This window comes from Allobosea sp. P4_E12 (assembly GCF_056401655.1).
Map to the genome: position 1 here is coordinate 1 of NZ_JBFUIY010000064.1, position 15,292 is coordinate 15,292.

A 15,292-nucleotide genomic window follows, 5' to 3' on the forward strand; every position below is an offset into this window, starting at 1 on the left:
TGGTAGCTCGGACGGCCCGTCGCCTCGGGAACCACGCCTTCAAAACCCAGTTGGCCCAGGTCCAATTCATCAACGAAGACGTCGATCACCCGAACCGGATTGTTCTCCGACACGTAGTCGTCAAGATACTCGGGAAGCAGGACACCCTGCCGACGGTCTTCACTCTCAACGAAGCGCTTCATCTAAGCTCCCGGAGCATCACCTCCAGGAATCCTAGCCGACTCGGCTCTTTTCACACAGCCTCCACCCATCTCAAACGTTGCTGGCGGGCCGCCGCCACTTCCGGAATCGCCCCGTAGCGGAAGTTGAACATCAACCGCGAGCAATAGCCCTACGTCTTTTCGAGCGGATGGCTTAGACTCGTTGCATGGGACAATTGACCTTCAGCATCAACGTCACCCTGGACGGCTGCGTCGACCACCAGGAGGGAATTGCCGACGACGAGACGCACGCCTTCTTCACCCGCCTTATGGACGAGAGTGGGGCGATGCTGTGGGGGCGCGTCACCTACGAGATGATGGAGAGCTACTGGCCGGCAGTCGCCCGCGGCGACGTGGAGGCGCCGCCGGCGATACGCGAGTGGGCGGTCAAGCTGGACGCTAAGCCGAAATACGTGGTGTCGTCGACGCGAAAGGCCTTCCCGTGGACCAACAGCCACCACATCGCCGGCGACCTGCGAACAGGCGTGCAAAGGCTCAAGGACGCGACCCCGGCCGGCGTGCTCCTCTGTAGCGACAAGCTCGCGACCGAGCTGGACCGGCTGGATCTGATCGACGAGTACAAGGTCCTCGTCCATCCCAGGATCGCCGGCCACGGCCCAACCCTCTACCAGAGCGGGCTGCCCAGCACGCGACGGCTCGAGCTGATCTCGGCCACGCCGCTCCGCAGCGGCGCCGTCGCCACGCATTACCGGCGCGAGCGCTAATCCAGAGCAGCCTCTAAACGCCCATACACGTCCGCAGTTGATCTCCAACCTGGGCCATTGTCGTCGGCTTGATCCGGCCCAGTTTCTCCGCGTGGCCTGCCTCGATCGTCGCGATTTTGCATGGGCGAATGACCGATGGGGCCGGCAACCCGACCTCGCCATAAGTCAGGCCCAGCGACACGTCCCGGGCACCCCTTCCGTCGGGTTTCCAGATCATGCTGACATGGTGCGGCGGCGCAGCGGGTTAGCGGAGCTGCCCTGGCATGTGATGGAGCGGGCGGTGAAGGCTTTCTGGGCGAAGATGGCGTCCGCCAATATCCTGTATCAGGACATTCCGGGGGCCGGCACGCCCCTGGTATTCATCCACGGTCTCGGCTGCGCGTCATCCTGTGACTATCCGCGCGTGATCGCGGATACGGCCTTGGCCGGGCGCCGGGCGATACTGGTCGATCTGCTCGGCTCCGGCTTCAGCGAAAGGCCGGCAGACTTCTGCTATTCCATCGAAGGCCATGCTCGCTCGGTTGCCGGGCTCATAGGGAGCGTCTGCGAGGGGCCGGTCAGCCTCTTCGGTCACAGCATGGGAGGGGCAGTGGCCATCACCCTGGCTGCATTGCTCGGGGCGAGGGTCGAAGCGCTCGTGCTTGGCGAACCGAATCTGGAGCCGGGCGGCGGCGTCTTCAGCAAGGCAATCGCCGAGATGTTCGAGGTCGAATTCGCCGCGCGCGGCCATGCGGCGACCGTCGCGGCTGCAAGGGCGGTCGGCAATACGGTCTGGGCTGCCTCATTGGCCATCAGCGCCCCGTTCGCGGTCCACCGGGAAGCAGCATCGCTGATCGCCGGATGCAAGCCGACATGGCGCGAGATGCTCGCCAGCCTGACCATGCGAAAAACACTCCTCGTCGGAGAGCACTCGCTGCCGGCCCCCGAATTTGATGGCTTGGCGGATGAGGGATGCGGCGTCGCGATCGTGCCCCAGGCGGGCCATTCGATGGCGTGGGACAATCCGGGCGGGCTCGCCGAGGCGATCGCCAAGGCAACAGGCTGAGCCTTCATTCGCCGGGCAGCGCCGCGACCTTCGGAAAGGCCTTCGCAAAGGGCTTGCAGGCATCCCGGTGCTCTGGATTTTTTTAAGGAGCGCTGTCGAATTCTCACCAGCCCGTTCGTCGTAAATGTGTCGAGCGTGAAGGACCGCCCGCCAGGAGAGAACCGAACACCCTAAAACCGAACCAGGAGGAGAGATCCATGCCGAGCACCATCCGTCTGCACCGCGTCTTCGCCGCCAGGCCCGAGAAGCTCTACCGCGCATTCCTCGAACCGGACGCGATTGCGAGCTGGCTGCCCCCTTACGGCTTTACCTGCACCGTCCATGAGCTCGATGCGAAGGTCGGTGGCCACCACCGGATGTCGTTCCGGAATTTTACCACGGGGCACAGCCACGCCTTCGGCGGAACCTATCTGGAGCTCGTTCCCGGTCAGCGCCTCGTCTACACCGACAGGTTCGACGACCCGAACCTGCCCGGCGAGATGAAGGTCACGGTGAATTTGAAGGCCGTGTCCGTCGGCACCGAGGTGACTATCGAGCAAGAGGGCGTGCCGGACGTGATCCCCACTGAAGCCTGCTATCTCGGCTGGCAGGAATCCCTGCGCAAGCTCGCGAAACTCGCCGAGCCCGAGATCAACCAGTAGCAAACGCGGTGCCGGAACGGCTCCGGGACGATCGCTCGCCCTGCCCCCGATCCGGCCTCGCCGCAGCGAGCGTCGGATGGTTCGGCCCCCCTGCCCCCGCGAACGGTATCGGCGCGCCGCTACGAGCGCGCCCTCCCAGGCGAACTGATCCATCTCGAGATCAGGACGTTCAATCGGTTCACCCCACCCTTTGAAGCGGAATGAGGTAGCAAAGACCACCATCCGCTCCTGGCCCGCCGGGCCACTGCCAATGACCGGACGTTCCGAAGGTCGCAGGAAGGGTGGAAACCGGTCGGTCTGCTTTCGGTTATGGAACCAGGAAAAGTGGACATTGGGCGAGGGCAGAAACGGGAAGGCAGTCATCGACCAAGTTTGGGCAGTCCATGATGGCCGTAAGTCACGGCCTGGCGGCTAGCGCTGGAACGTGAGGTGGACAGTGCCGCTCTCGGCCGTTTCCGACTTGACGGTGTAGCCGGCTTCCAACCCGCGTAACTCGTCCCAGAGGCGTATGCCCCGCCCCAGCAGAATTGGGGTAATGGCTACATGCAGGCGGTCGACAAGCCCGGCCTTCAGATAGTCGCGAACCATGGTTGGTCCGCCACCTATCCGCACATCCTTGCCGTTTGCGGCTGTCACGGCCTGCTGCAGCGCATCAACCGGGTCCGCCGCGAGGAAGTGGAACGTGGTGCCTCCAGCCATCTCGATGGAGGGCCGCCGCTTGTGCGTCAGGACGAAGACCGGGCAGCCGAATGGCGGCTCATCGCCCCACCACCCCTTCCAGTTCGGATCGTCGGGAAAGTTGTGCAGCCCGAACTTGCCGGCGCCCATGATTTCCGCGCCGATGTTGTCGAAGTAGTCCTTTGCATACGCATCGTCCATGCCGGTGGTGCCTTTGCCGCTAGTGTCCTTGAACACACGTTCCCGGAACGTCCTCGTCGCGACATAAGCGCCGACCAGGCGCGACCAGTCCTGGCCGAACGGATTGTCTGGCGTCTGGTCCGTCGTTGTTGCGAAGCCATCGAGCGAGATAACAAGGTCCACACGAACTGCCATTGGTGCACTCCCAAACACTAAGGTACTCACCTTCGTATTCGCAGCCAAACACTAAGGCAAGTGCCTTTTTATTATTGACCGGCACGGCCGGCCGCTTTACCGAGCTATATGCCCTACCACTCGACCCCCCTCGACCTCGCCTTTCACGCCCTCAGCGACCCGACCCGCCGCGCGGTGGTGTCGCGACTGGTCGAGGGCGAGCTGCCGGTGACCGCACTGGCCGAGCCTTTCGACATGGCGCTGCCCTCCTTCGCCCAGCATCTCAAGGTGTTGGAGGATTGCGGATTGATCGCCAGCGAGAAGCGCGGGCGCAGCCGCTGGTGCCGGCTGGAGCGGGCGCGCTTCGCCGAGGCGGCAGACTGGATGGAAGCGGAGCGCCGACGCTGGGCCGAGCGGCTCGACCGGCTGGAAACTTATTTGGACAAGGCGGAAGAGAACGACGATGGAAAAGCTGTTTGAGACCTGGTCGCTCGACCGTGAGATCGTGCTGGTCAAGGTGCTGAAGCACCCGCGCAATAAGGTCTTCGCCGCCTGGATGAACCCGGAAGCGCTGGCGCAATGGTATGGCCCGGCTGGCCTCAGCATCGAGAACCAGAAGGCCGATATCCGCGAGGGCGGGGAATGGCGCTTCGACATGGTGGGCGTATTCGAAGGCCAAAAGCAGCGCTTCCCCAATCTCATGCGCTTCCTGAAGGTCGTGCCGAACGAGCTGATCGTGGTGGACTATGGTACCCCGGACCCCAACGACCCGGAGCGCTTCTACATGACGATTACCTTCGATGAGCAGACCGACGGCAAGACCGTGCTGACCATGCGCCAGCTTCACCCAAGCCGCGAACGTCGCCAGGTGGTCGTCGGTTTCGGCGCGGTGGAATATGGGCTGCAGACGCTGGACGGTCTCGCCACGTGGCTGGATGGTTGAACGCTGAACATCTGGAGGGTTGGCGGTCGCCGCGCCATAGTGCCCATAAACGACCGCTTTCAGGACTTTGCGGTCCAACCGCGAACGTCCGAGATGGGTCGGATTTGCCCCTTCGGTCTTGGTTCGGAAGCTGACATGCGATCAGGCGAGATGGGAAGCGGTCGTCCACATGCTAATCTTGTTCGATGGACCACGCCCTCATTCGCGTTGCCAGCGATGCTGACTGGCGAGTCTACCACGCTATCCGCGGCGCGGTTCTGTGGGAGGAACGGGGTCTAAGCGGCTACGACGATGCCCGTCCGGAAGAGCGACTGCCCCACCACCATCCCCTGCTGATGAAGTTCAAGGGGCTGGGAGCCGGTACGACAAGGCTCGATGATCGACGCGATGGAACGGGTATCGTCAGGCTCGTTGCCATCACTGCCGCCATTCGCGGACAGGGCCACGGTCGAATCTTGAACGCGATGGTGGAAGGATACGCGCACAGGCTCGGAATCAGTATCTTGTTCGTGAACGCGGCTTCGGATGCTGAAGGGTTCTATGCCGCGACGGGGTGGAAACGCTTCGAGGGCCATCCGCCGCGGCTGCTTGAACACGCTAACAACTGCGTCCCAATGCAGAAGACGATCATCCGCCAAGGGGCAAAATCGACCCAAGCCGGGCTTGGTGGTTTTGCAACCGAAGACCGCTTTGAAGGAGGCTAACCAAAGCATCGGCCCGAAAAGTGGATTGCGGTTTTCGGGACAAAGCCGATGCAAACACAGAAGGCTGGATCATCGGGCCGGATGCGATATCCGGTCCGATGATCCAGCCAATTCCCGCTCGAGAAATTCGCGAAGTTCAGATGTCGCGCGCCTGCTCGCCGCCTCGTCAAATCGACTCCAGTGCCCGTAGATCTGACGCGGCTCTGCGAAAATCGGGAAATTGAATGAGTGGTACACGCCTGGGAACACGGTGAGGCTCAGTCCGGCGGGGCCACCGACCTGACGCCGGGCGGCTGCTTCGCAGTCAGATGCGAGGGTCCAATCGTCCCTGTCGCCGATGAGAACGAGTGTCGGGATGACCAAGGGCTCGGTCAGGATCTCGCAAGGCGGGTAATAGGTTGCAGCCGCCTTGAACCTGAGCTCGTCGGGCATCTCATAGAGCGTCTTTTGCGATTGCATCGCAATCCTGAGCGCGACCCCGCCGCCATGCGAATAGCCCAGGACGGCGATCCGCGCTGGATCAACGAAGGGAAGCCTTGAGAGGTAGAACAGCGCACCAAACGCATCTTCGACCCGAGGCGCCTTATCGCGCCTTTCAGGCACGCAGGCGTCTTCAATGCCTCGTGGGGTGAAACTGTCCGGCACCAGCACGACGTAACCCCAATCGCGGATTGCTTCGGCCTCCCGTCGATGGGACGTGCTCAATCCGCCGCAGCCATGCAGAAAAACAACCGCCGGGTGCCGGCCTTCCCCGATAGGTTTGGAAAGATATCCGCTGATCACGACCGCAGGATCATTCTCGCCGCTGTCTCCGCGAGCCTTGGCACGCGCTTTCTGGAAATCGCTCAGGCGATAGGTCATCGAGGGGAATTGAACGACCTCTTCAGCGTGCGAATGTGTCGTCAGCCCAAGAAGGAGCATCGCCAGGGTGGAGAGCATGGCTCGCTTTGGCGACGAAGGCATTTGCGAAGCTCCCAGCGTTCAACCTGTCACGTCGAAAGAGATGCAACGATAGCCGACCGGCGTCACCGTCGCGCGTCAAGACCGACCACGGCTCCAGCTCCAAAGCCCATGCCTGCCGCGATCTCGGCCTGCGCCAGATTCCTCCGGCTTCCGCGAGCGCCTGAGCGCATATAACCTTCAACCTGCGCGCGCCCCCTACCCCTCTGAATGGCCCGGCGAAGGGTTGTCGCGACGATGACGACCAGCTCCAAACCCGGCTCCGGCTCGACTGGGAATCCGACACGCTCCGCGAGGATGAGCCAAAGATCGGGAGGGCGGCCGCGCGTGAATGACGAAGCCGTTTATTGAGCGTAGGATCGTGTTCGAAGCCTTCCGCCGAGAACGCGTTTCGAGGAAAAGGGCATGGGGCACGGCAGACGTCCTCGTTGGCGCGCTTATGACAATAGCGGCGCAGGCGGATCTCTGCGCGATCAGCGCGGTGCGCGCCGACATCTACCTCTTTCGACTATTCGGACCCGCGAATTCGGCATCGGTCCGGAAATGCAATCAATTTTCGAATTAAATTGTTGCAACGACACGACAACCACTGACCTGAGACGCATCATCAAGTTTTAAATTCCTTATTGATACATAATATCTGTCCTTGGTGGAATTTTGACCATCATAAATTGCAGCAGCTGAAACAAAGGACTTGAGTGACTGCAGCTTGAGCCAGTGCCCGAAGCAGAGGCACGCCTCGAAACAAGGGTGGAATCGACCTATGCCGCTTCTGGAGCTTCAGGGTATCTCAAAACACTTTGGTGCGATCGAAGCACTCAAGGGCATCGATCTGGCGATCGATGCCGGAGAGGTCGTCGGCCTGATGGGCGACAATGGCGCCGGCAAATCGACCTTGGTGAAGATTGTCGCCGGCAATTTTCTCCCCTCCGAGGGCGAGCTTCGCCTTGATGGCATCGTCAAGCACTTTCGCAGGCCGGTCGACGCCCGGACCGACGGTATCGAGGTCGTCTATCAGGACCTCGCCCTGTGCGATAATCTGACTGCGGCCGCCAATGTCTTCCTCGGGCGCGAACTGAAACGCCGCATCGGTCCGCTGGTGATCCTTGACTACAAGGCGATGTACGCCCGCGCCGCAGAGCTGTTCAAGGAGCTCAAGTCGGAGACCCGCCCCCGCGATCTCGTGAAACTGATGTCCGGCGGCCAGCGCCAGGCTGTGGCGATCGCGCGGACACGTCTGGCCAACGCGAAGATGGTGCTGATGGACGAGCCCACGGCGGCGATCAGCGTTCGCCAGGTCGCCGAGGTGCTGGATCTGATCCACCGGCTCAAGGATCGCGGGATCGCCGTCGTTCTGATCAGTCACCGCATGCCGGACGTGTTCGCGGTCTGTGACCGGGTGGTCGTGATGAGGCGAGGACGCAAGGTCGCGGACAAGGCGATTGCATCGAGTTCTCCTGAAGAGGTGACCGGACTGATCACCGGCGCCATCCAGGCCGCCTGATGCTGCGCGAGGAGCCCCCTATGTCGAGCGCCACGATCCGCCCGATCCCGAGCAGTGTCGCCATCGAGGACGTCACGGGCCTCAGGGAGCGAAGCCTCCTGCAGAAGCTGCTCGCGAGCCAGCCGTTCTGGGTGACGATCGCGCTGATCGCCATGGTCCTCGTGATGACATGGGATCAACCAGACGCCTTTGCCTCGGCCGACAACTTCTTCAACATCACGCGGAACTTCGCCTTCATCGGCATCATGGCCATCGGCATGACCGCCGTCATCCTCACCGGCGGCATCGATTTGTCGGTTGGCTCCATCATGGGGCTCGCCGGCGTCGTCAGCGGGCTCGTCCTCCAGGCCGAGGGGCATTGGCTGCTCGCGATCCTCGCCGGCCTTCTCACCGGCGCGGCTGTCGGGGTCGTGAATGGCGTGCTGATCTCCTATGTCGGCCTGCCGGCCTTCGTCGTCACGCTCGGGATGCTGTCGGGCGCCCGCTCGCTTGCCATCGTCCTGTCCGAAAACAAGATGATCTACGAATTCGGCCCTTGGGGAGACACCTTCAACGCCATCGGTGGCGGGGCGATCTTCGGCCTTGCCAACCCGGTCTGGGTGCTGCTCGCGCTGGCCATCATCTTCAGCATCATCCTCAACTTCACCGGCTGGGGCAATTATCTCTATGCCATCGGCAGCAACGAGAACGCCGCCCGCCTGACCGGCGTGCCGGTCCGGCGGATCAAGCTGCAGGCCTATATCGTCTCAGGCCTGACAGCCGCGCTGAGCGCCGTTCTCATCGTCGGCTGGCAAGGCTCCGCCATCAATGCGCTCGGACAGGGCTATGAATTGCGGGTGATCGCTTCGACCGTGATCGGCGGTGCCGATCTGATGGGTGGCCAGGGCGGAGCCTACGGCGCCGTGATCGGGGCCGCCCTCATCGAGGTGATCCGCAATTCCCTGCTCATGGCCGGGGTCGATTCCAACTGGCAGGGCGCCTTCGTCGGCCTGTTCATCGTATTGGCGGTTCTGCTGCAGCGGATCCGCGGCAAGGGTTCGGCATGAGGAAGACCGGACGACAATAACCACCAGGAGGAGAGGCTCATGAAAACGCTGACTTTAGGTGTCGCCGCGCTCGCACTGCTCGCCGTTGGAGGAGAAGCCCAGTCTCAGGGCAAGAAATACGTCTTCGCCCTGGTTCCCAAGAACATGAACAATCCCTTCTTCGATCAGGCCCGCGACGGCTGCAAGAAGGCCGAGAAGGAACTCAACGGCGCGATCGAGTGCCTTTATATCGGGCCTGGCGAACATGGCGGCGGCGATGAACAGGTCCAGGTCATCAACGATCTCATTGCCAAGAAGGTCGATGGCATCGCCGTCTCGCCGTCGAATGCCGCCGCGATGGGCAAGGCGCTCGAGGGCGCCAAAAAGGCGGGAATTCCGGTTCTGACCTGGGATTCCGACCTGCTTGCGAAGGACAAGGGCCTGCGCACCGCCTATGTCGGCACCTATAACTACGACATCGGCGTCAATCTCGCGAAGCTCGTCCAGCAGATCAAGCCGAAGGGTGGCACGATCTGCATCCAGTCGGGTGGCGCGGCCGCTGCAAACCATAACGAGCGCATGCAAGGGATTCGCGATACGCTTGCCGGCGCGAAATCGGCCTCCGCGCCTGGGGCAAAGCTCACCGGTCAGCATGGCTGGACCGAGGCCGCGGGTTGCCCGCTCTACACCAATGACGACTTCCCGCTATCGGTGCAGCAAATGGAGGATACGCTCGGCAAGAACCCCAAGCTCGATGCCTTCGTGCCGACCGGCGGCTTCCCGCAATTCATCCCGCAGGCGTATCGCAAGGTCGCCGAGAAGTATAAGGCCCGGATCGATGACGGCTCGCTTGCGCTGGTCGTCGCAGATACGCTGCCCGTCCAGATGGATCTCCTGAAGGCGGGCCTGTCCAAGGGCCAAGTCGGTCAGCGCCCCTTCGAGATGGGCTACAAGACCATGTTCTTCCTGAAGGAGATGAAGGACGGCAAACCCGCCCCGAAGGATCCCACCTATACCGGCCTCGATGTCTGCACGCCGCAGAATGCCGCGACCTGCGTCGGCGCCGGGAGCTAAAGCATCGGCCCGAAAACTGGATTGCGGTTTTCGGGGCAAAGCCGATGCAATCACAGATGGTTAGATCATCGGATCGGATACGATATCCGGTCCGATGAACTAAGCCAGGGCGGGATGCCATCCCGCTCTGGCGCTGACTTCGCCCGGCCTCGCAGTCAGCCGCGATACCGAGCCAGGCAGGCGCCCCAGAACAGGCTGGAAAAGTACCATGTTGGCGGCCCGAACCCGACGGCCTCCAGCAAAGCAGCGACCTCGTTCTCCGAGGCGGGCGGATCCGCGCCCTGCAAAATCTTGGCGCGCTTCGCCTCGACTTCGTCGGGCCTGGCACCGTGCATGCGCCAACGCTCTGCCCAGGCCGCCAGCAGCAGAGGTTCGGCGGCGTAGGCAAAGCGATTGCCGGCAAGAATGAGAGGAGCGTCGGGTTTCAGCCGTGACGCAATGGCGTCAAGAATGTCGCCCTTGGCCTTTTTTCCCGGGAGATGATGCAGCACGCCGATTAAGGTCGCGGCGTCGAAATCGCGCCCGGCGGGAAGCTCTTCGACATAGCCGATCGCGATCTCCGTCCGCTCGAGGAACCCGAGCTCCTGCAACCGCCCCGCCGTAACATCCATCATCTGCGCGGACGGATCGACGGCGACAAATCTCCAGTCCGGTTCAAGAGATGCGGCGCTGACAATCTCCTGTCCGCCGCCGCCAGCCCCAACGGCGAGCACGCGAGCTGCGCTGCCCGGACCGAGCGTCGCCGCCAGCATGCAGGCCGAAAGCTCATGGCACGCTTCGTAACCTGCCAGCGCAATGCGGCTCTGGACGAGGTACTCAGCGGCGCGGTCGGCGTCGAATTTTGCGACAGAGATGGACGTGGTTTCAGCCGAGGCCATAGCTACCTAGCGATGCTTTTCGAATGCAGGCGCGCTGTGGGGGGCGCCCCGATGCGCGAGCCTTCAATCGCTCATTCAGTCCGCCACGGCAAGATTTCGACAGCCAGGGGGGCGCTTTTGTGCATGGCGCTTCTGCCCGAGAGCGGACGCCGGTCATGCCGAAATGGGTGGTTAGCAGAAGTCAGGCCGAACTCAATCGAGGGGCCGGATCGCATCCTTAAGCGGAAGTTGGTCCGAACTCGGAAACCGGGCAATTCTCGCCGACTAGCACCGGCGCCTAGTCTCGCCCCTTAGCGTGCGTTCGACACGGGGCGTAATGGGGCGCTCATGGCGTGAGCGACCGCGATGGCGATTTTCTGCCCTACGGCACTTTCCAGTTCGATGAGGTTCCCAGAGTTCAGGTCGGCCTCGAAAATGGCAGACCAGAGAATGGCGGCCGTTTCTCCTTCGACGAGGCGGCTTGTTATTCTGAGCTTGTTATCGGCAGCCCGGATCATCCCCTCAAGGATGAGCCGGGCGCCGAGATGGCGCCTGGCAGCGGATGGTTGCGACGCCAGTGTGTCGGAAGCCTCGCTTCGAACAATGGTCAGTTCCCGAAACGAAGCGAGCTGTGAGAGCATCTCTTCGGAAAGACCGGCTGCGAAAACACTGGCCTCTGGCGTCGGTGACAGGTTGGCGAAGGGCTTTACAAAAAGCGAGGGGCCTAGGGGGCGTGCCGGTGATGCGGCCGGGCGGAACTGGTCTGTCATCCCGACGTATGCCACCAGGGTGCCAAATGCCAGTACAGCAGCCAAGCCGACGAGCCAGGGGCGTCTGAGCGAGGCGAAGAGGCGTGCGCGGGTTGGTGGCGTCGGCTCCGGGGCCGGGGATGCGAGAGGCTGGGCCAGCGTCTGATCGTCTATTCGCCGGGAGAAAAACGGTACGTAGCTTCCCTTAGGAATTTCGATCAGGACGGGGTCTGTCTTACCCTCAAGGAAATAGTAAAGCTCCAAGGCGCGCCTGAGCCGCCCGGCCTCAATACGAACGACCGGATCGTTCAGAATGTCGATATTCGTATCCCGGCCGAAGACTTCGACCGCGACCGAGTAGGCTTTGATGCGCTCTGCCCGGCCAGCCAGCGTCTGTTCAACCACATAGGACAGAAACCGGCGGAGCCGATCGGGCGCCTTGAAATCCCGGCTCGCTAAAATGCGGAGCAGTTGCGCGCGGATATCGCTTTCGCATGGCGCTGACACCGGTTGTGATGACGCGGAATCTGAAACACAAGTCGATGTCGTTTGGCGTTTCATGGAGTTAATTCGCCTGCGCGCCGATCCCAGCCCATGCATGATGCCCAGGTCGGGAGAGCACACGCAACCACCGTCAGTGGTAATCGATCAAAATTCTACCCCTCAATATCCCTAGGGATACAATATTCGTCACTCAAAATCTCGTCTCATGCTTGGGGATATACAGAGGCTTGACGTTCCGTCCCACCATTGACAATCCGTCTCAGCAAAATCTTCTAAATTCGCTCCAAATCGGAATCTTGGGTCGTGCAGATAGCTGTTGCGACAGAGGCACTTCATGAGAACCCCGTGGTGACGATCGGCCTGCAATAAGCGCAGGCGATCGTGCGTCACCCGTCTCAGGCGACCAAGAACCGCGCGAGCCCGATAATTGCGAGCAATGCGGATAATCCGACCAAAGCCCACGGCAACAGTCGCAGCGCGAAACCTGGACCGATACGGATTGGCCGCAGGCTCTTACGAGGCCTTGGCTCGGCCAGCGGGACGGGACGCCTGCTGAAGCGAGGGGCATAACCGCCCTTCGGGATTTCGATGATGATGGGGTCGGAGCGGCCCGCGACGAAGTAATAACGCTCGATAGCATGTCGCAGGCGCCCGGCCTCGACCCGAACAATCGGGTCATTCTTCTGATCGAAACTGGCGGGGCGCCCAAACACCTCTACTGCGATCGAATAGGCGGTGATGTTCTTGGTGTGGCCAGCCAGCGCCTGCATGACGACGTAGATCAAAAAACGACGGAGCCGGTCCGGGACTATGAATTCTTCACTCGCAAGCATGCGAATGAGCGCATCCTGGACTTCATGGGCTCCAGGCGCGCCGGCAGCATCTGTCTTCGCCGTGGAACTGACGATGTTTCCCAAGGCGGGCAACTGCACGGCTTTGGCTCCTTTTGACGAGCCCGCACGTCTTCGGATAGTCGCCTCGCCCCGGCGCTTTGCTCTGGCCCATTTTCACAGATCAAGCTGCTCAAAGGGCCGGGGGTGGTTCTCGTCAATGCGCCACGCGAACATCGGTGAGTTGAACGATCTCGACGCTTAGTGCGCACGCGGCCGCCGCTCACTCAGTTTCGGCGCTCTTCGCGTCGTGTCGTGCGTCCGGTGCGGCGTTCAGTGCGGCGATCGTCACGTCCGGAGCGCCGATCCCCACGTCGCTCCATACCGGTGGTCTGCGCCTCAGAATGCGATGCTTTCAATACCACCGCGGCCCCTGCAAAAGCCAGTGCGGCCGCCGACCACAAGAAGGAAAGGCCGCTTCGACGTGTGATCCCTTCCGATATGTAGAATTGGCTCATGTCCGGGCTCCTCAGGTTCACTGAACCGCTTTTATCGCCCCCACCGTCCCTCCAGACCAACGTGTTTGAAGCCCTCGCCTGCGGGCGCAAGCCACGGCGAGAAAACCATCCGCGCCACTCATGGAACGCCGTTTATGGGCCTCGAAGATCTACCGCACAAGACAGTCCGGGATGCTTTCGCCGCCGCCTTGTACCGTTGCAGGCTCTCTCCGCTAATAAAGCTCCTTTGAAGAAACCGGGGCGACATTGGTCTGCTGACATTTCGCCCAGTATAATCAAGCAGATGGTTATCAGATCACCACAACCTGGGGTTCCACATGGTTTCTGGCATGAAATTCGTAAAACGGCCCACTGCGATTGATCAATGTCTTGCTTGGCGCCTGCGCGAGCAAAGGCAACTGGCCGGATTAAGCCAGACGAAACTCTCGGAACAGTTGGGCATAACGTTTCAGCAGATCCAGAAATACGAGAAAGGATCAAACCGGATCAGTGCCAGCCGCCTGCAACAGATTGCGAATATCCTTCAGGTGCCGGTGGGCTACTTTTTCGAACAGGCGTCGACCGGACACGCAGCGACCCAGGAACCGTCGAAGGGAGAGGCGACTGCCGATGTCGCAGAATTGCTTGCGACAAACGAGGGGCTTCGTCTCGCCAGAGCCTTTTTCAAGTCCGACAATGCCGACACCCGCCAGCGGATCGTTGCCGTCGTCGAAGCGATGGCAAATGGAGATGTCGACGGGAGCCGTGGCGAAGTCTGCCATCCAGCGGGTGCCGAAAGTACGGCCTGACGCTTTGGCGACGATTGCAACCGCAATGCGATGACCTGACCCGAGGGGCGCGCGGGAACGTGCGCGGCCGTGTACTCGCCTCGTTGCCGGGTCGACGGCGGAAGGATTAACCAAACTCGATCTTCTCGAACATGTGGAATTAAATCATCATCGACGGGACGCTATGTGTGTGCTCTTGTTTTGTTGCAGGAAAAAACCGAACATCCTTCGAAATCTTCGTCACCGCTTATTATTAATTGTTATGCCTACAAGGTTATTTATGAGGCAATAACATGTCGAATTCTGAGAATTCCAACAGACTTCGAGAATTTGAGAGAGATACGACTCATACATCCCGTCGACATTACCAATGGTTACGGAATGAAGGCGACGAAAGCGATAGTTTCATTCGAGGCGTCCTCTGGGGCGCTCCAATTTCGCTATTGCTCTGGGGGTTGATTGTGTTTTCTTGGCTCTTCCTGGCTCGATGACCTTGCGGGGTTGCAATAAGGACTCGGATTTTCCTGTCTCCGACCGACAGTTCAGCGATCGCAAGATCTCTCGCCCTCCTCACTCGACGACACCCCCCCCATCCATGCCACGACTTTTCAACGTTTCGGCCTGATGAGCTTTGCTGCGGACATCCGGGTTGAGTTGCCGCATGCAAGAGAGCCTTGGTGATAATTTTTGCCTAGTGGCGAAAATATCGCTTTCGGGATTATTTGATGACAGACAGTAAACCTCTCCGATTATTTGGGTTCCCGACTGCTTTCTGATGTGCAACCGATAGGTTGGCTAACCCTGACCTCGGAGGACACCATGCGAATAGGACTTGTATCCACCGCCGTCCTTGCAACCTGCCTGGCTACGTCTGCCTTCTCCGCCGATCTTCCCAGCCGCCAAGCGCCGCCTCCCCCGATCGTCTATGCTCCCGTCTTCACCTGGGCCGGATTGTACGTCGGCCTCAACGCCGGCATGGGCTGGGCCGACTCGGGCAACATCACCGTTACCGGGCCGACAGCCGGCTCTTCCGGAATTCTGGGCGGCAACGGCGGCGACGGCGCGTTCGTCGGCGGCGGCCAGATCGGCTATAACTGGCAGTCCGGCGCCTGGGTCTACGGTCTCGAGACCGATATCCAGTATGTCGGATCGAACGGCAATATGTCCTGGGGGCAATACACCTGGTGGGCAAATAATGGCGGTGGTGACGGCGG

16 protein-coding genes and 2 pseudogenes are annotated in these 15,292 nt (G+C 61.2%); 11 read left to right on the forward strand and 7 right to left on the reverse strand.

Annotation, left to right across the window (positions count from 1 at the left end; genetic code table 11):
• Window positions 1-182, reverse strand: a pseudogene (locus AC1DW9_RS34680) (IS5/IS1182 family transposase); the annotation flags it as partial.
• 185 nt (window positions 183-367) lie between these two features.
• On the opposite strand from AC1DW9_RS34680, the gene AC1DW9_RS34685 reads away from it, so the two are divergent.
• The 3 genes from AC1DW9_RS34685 to AC1DW9_RS34695 all read left to right on the forward strand — a co-directional run bounded on the left by AC1DW9_RS34685 (window position 368) and on the right by AC1DW9_RS34695 (window position 2,611).
• Window positions 368-925 (forward strand): dihydrofolate reductase family protein, encoded by a 558-nt coding sequence (locus AC1DW9_RS34685; protein ID WP_476777407.1) that lies wholly within the window; start codon window positions 368-370, stop codon window positions 923-925.
• Window positions 926-1,205: 280 nt separating this feature from the next.
• Window positions 1,206-1,970, forward strand: coding sequence for an alpha/beta fold hydrolase (locus AC1DW9_RS34690; RefSeq protein ID WP_476777408.1), 765 nt, complete (start codon window positions 1,206-1,208; stop codon window positions 1,968-1,970).
• A 197-nt stretch (window positions 1,971-2,167) separates the two neighbouring features.
• A complete protein-coding gene (locus AC1DW9_RS34695) occupies window positions 2,168-2,611 on the forward strand; it encodes an SRPBCC family protein (RefSeq protein WP_476777409.1) in 444 nt (147 codons plus the stop codon).
• 411 nt (window positions 2,612-3,022) lie between these two features.
• Here AC1DW9_RS34695 and AC1DW9_RS34700 read toward each other — a convergent pair whose 3' ends face one another.
• Complete coding sequence (locus tag AC1DW9_RS34700) at window positions 3,023-3,664, reverse strand: dihydrofolate reductase family protein (RefSeq protein ID WP_043240173.1); 642 nt, start codon at window positions 3,662-3,664, stop codon at window positions 3,023-3,025.
• A gap of 108 nt (window positions 3,665-3,772) precedes the next feature.
• Between AC1DW9_RS34700 and AC1DW9_RS34705 the strand changes: the two genes are divergently transcribed.
• The 3 genes from AC1DW9_RS34705 to AC1DW9_RS34715 all read left to right on the forward strand — a co-directional run bounded on the left by AC1DW9_RS34705 (window position 3,773) and on the right by AC1DW9_RS34715 (window position 5,290).
• A complete protein-coding gene (locus AC1DW9_RS34705; protein ID WP_441480415.1) occupies window positions 3,773-4,123 on the forward strand; it encodes an ArsR/SmtB family transcription factor in 351 nt (116 codons plus the stop codon).
• Window positions 4,107-4,586 (forward strand): SRPBCC family protein, encoded by a 480-nt coding sequence (locus AC1DW9_RS34710; protein ID WP_476777410.1) that lies wholly within the window; start codon window positions 4,107-4,109, stop codon window positions 4,584-4,586. The genes AC1DW9_RS34705 and AC1DW9_RS34710 overlap by 17 nt, the downstream gene beginning before the upstream one ends.
• A 185-nt stretch (window positions 4,587-4,771) precedes the next feature.
• A complete protein-coding gene (locus tag AC1DW9_RS34715) occupies window positions 4,772-5,290 on the forward strand; it encodes a GNAT family N-acetyltransferase (protein WP_476777411.1) in 519 nt (172 codons plus the stop codon).
• Window positions 5,291-5,359: 69 nt separating this feature from the next.
• Here AC1DW9_RS34715 and AC1DW9_RS34720 read toward each other — a convergent pair whose 3' ends face one another.
• Window positions 5,360-6,229 (reverse strand): dienelactone hydrolase family protein, encoded by an 870-nt coding sequence (locus tag AC1DW9_RS34720; RefSeq protein WP_476777412.1) that lies wholly within the window; start codon window positions 6,227-6,229, stop codon window positions 5,360-5,362.
• A gap of 784 nt (window positions 6,230-7,013) precedes the next feature.
• On the opposite strand from AC1DW9_RS34720, the gene AC1DW9_RS34725 reads away from it, so the two are divergent.
• Genes AC1DW9_RS34725 through AC1DW9_RS34735 form a run of 3 tightly spaced genes read left to right on the forward strand, consistent with a single transcriptional unit; the run spans window position 7,014 to window position 9,853 of the window.
• Window positions 7,014-7,754: an ATP-binding cassette domain-containing protein gene (locus AC1DW9_RS34725; RefSeq protein ID WP_113511900.1), complete on the forward strand. Its 741-nt coding sequence runs from the start codon at window positions 7,014-7,016 to the stop codon at window positions 7,752-7,754.
• 20 nt (window positions 7,755-7,774) lie between these two features.
• Entirely contained in the window at window positions 7,775-8,800 is a 1,026-nt protein-coding gene (locus AC1DW9_RS34730) for an ABC transporter permease (protein ID WP_441508871.1), read from the forward strand.
• A 39-nt stretch (window positions 8,801-8,839) separates the two neighbouring features.
• A complete protein-coding gene (locus tag AC1DW9_RS34735; RefSeq protein ID WP_441508870.1) occupies window positions 8,840-9,853 on the forward strand; it encodes a sugar-binding protein in 1,014 nt (337 codons plus the stop codon).
• 155 nt (window positions 9,854-10,008) lie between these two features.
• On the opposite strand, the gene AC1DW9_RS34740 is transcribed toward AC1DW9_RS34735, so the two are convergent.
• From AC1DW9_RS34740 to AC1DW9_RS34755, 4 genes are all read right to left on the reverse strand, one after another.
• Window positions 10,009-10,731, reverse strand: a complete 723-nt coding sequence (locus tag AC1DW9_RS34740) for a class I SAM-dependent methyltransferase (protein WP_476777413.1) — start codon at window positions 10,729-10,731, stop codon at window positions 10,009-10,011.
• 290 nt (window positions 10,732-11,021) lie between these two features.
• Window positions 11,022-12,020 (reverse strand): hypothetical protein, encoded by a 999-nt coding sequence (locus tag AC1DW9_RS34745; protein WP_476777414.1) that lies wholly within the window; start codon window positions 12,018-12,020, stop codon window positions 11,022-11,024.
• Between the two features lie 338 nt (window positions 12,021-12,358).
• Entirely contained in the window at window positions 12,359-12,895 is a 537-nt protein-coding gene (locus tag AC1DW9_RS34750; protein WP_441508868.1) for a hypothetical protein, read from the reverse strand.
• Window positions 12,896-13,080: 185 nt separating this feature from the next.
• A complete protein-coding gene (locus AC1DW9_RS34755) occupies window positions 13,081-13,311 on the reverse strand; it encodes a hypothetical protein (RefSeq protein ID WP_441508867.1) in 231 nt (76 codons plus the stop codon).
• A gap of 329 nt (window positions 13,312-13,640) precedes the next feature.
• On the opposite strand from AC1DW9_RS34755, the gene AC1DW9_RS34760 reads away from it, so the two are divergent.
• Together AC1DW9_RS34760 and AC1DW9_RS34765 are read left to right on the forward strand one after the other, a co-directional pair.
• Window positions 13,641-14,099: a helix-turn-helix domain-containing protein gene (locus tag AC1DW9_RS34760; protein WP_441508866.1), complete on the forward strand. Its 459-nt coding sequence runs from the start codon at window positions 13,641-13,643 to the stop codon at window positions 14,097-14,099.
• 798 nt (window positions 14,100-14,897) lie between these two features.
• A pseudogene (locus AC1DW9_RS34765) lies at window positions 14,898-15,292 on the forward strand (porin family protein); the annotation flags it as partial.

What these genes read in the sequence shown, in the direction of transcription:
- AC1DW9_RS34755 (WP_441508867.1), bottom strand. Translation starts at nt 13,311, where the DNA reads ATGAGCCAATTCTACATATCGGAAGGGATCACACGTCGAAGCGGCCTT.
- AC1DW9_RS34745 (WP_476777414.1), bottom strand. Translation starts at nt 12,020, where the DNA reads ATGAAACGCCAAACGACATCGACTTGTGTTTCAGATTCCGCGTCATCA.
- AC1DW9_RS34705 (WP_441480415.1), top strand. Translation starts at nt 3,773, where the DNA reads ATGCCCTACCACTCGACCCCCCTCGACCTCGCCTTTCACGCCCTCAGC.
- AC1DW9_RS34730 (WP_441508871.1), top strand. Translation starts at nt 7,775, where the DNA reads ATGTCGAGCGCCACGATCCGCCCGATCCCGAGCAGTGTCGCCATCGAG.
- AC1DW9_RS34685 (WP_476777407.1), top strand. Translation starts at nt 368, where the DNA reads ATGGGACAATTGACCTTCAGCATCAACGTCACCCTGGACGGCTGCGTC.
- AC1DW9_RS34760 (WP_441508866.1), top strand. Translation starts at nt 13,641, where the DNA reads ATGAAATTCGTAAAACGGCCCACTGCGATTGATCAATGTCTTGCTTGG.
- AC1DW9_RS34735 (WP_441508870.1), top strand. Translation starts at nt 8,840, where the DNA reads ATGAAAACGCTGACTTTAGGTGTCGCCGCGCTCGCACTGCTCGCCGTT.
- AC1DW9_RS34740 (WP_476777413.1), bottom strand. Translation starts at nt 10,731, where the DNA reads ATGGCCTCGGCTGAAACCACGTCCATCTCTGTCGCAAAATTCGACGCC.
- AC1DW9_RS34720 (WP_476777412.1), bottom strand. Translation starts at nt 6,229, where the DNA reads ATGCTCTCCACCCTGGCGATGCTCCTTCTTGGGCTGACGACACATTCG.
- AC1DW9_RS34725 (WP_113511900.1), top strand. Translation starts at nt 7,014, where the DNA reads ATGCCGCTTCTGGAGCTTCAGGGTATCTCAAAACACTTTGGTGCGATC.
- AC1DW9_RS34710 (WP_476777410.1), top strand. Translation starts at nt 4,107, where the DNA reads ATGGAAAAGCTGTTTGAGACCTGGTCGCTCGACCGTGAGATCGTGCTG.
- AC1DW9_RS34695 (WP_476777409.1), top strand. Translation starts at nt 2,168, where the DNA reads ATGCCGAGCACCATCCGTCTGCACCGCGTCTTCGCCGCCAGGCCCGAG.
- AC1DW9_RS34700 (WP_043240173.1), bottom strand. Translation starts at nt 3,664, where the DNA reads ATGGCAGTTCGTGTGGACCTTGTTATCTCGCTCGATGGCTTCGCAACA.
- AC1DW9_RS34715 (WP_476777411.1), top strand. Translation starts at nt 4,772, where the DNA reads ATGGACCACGCCCTCATTCGCGTTGCCAGCGATGCTGACTGGCGAGTC.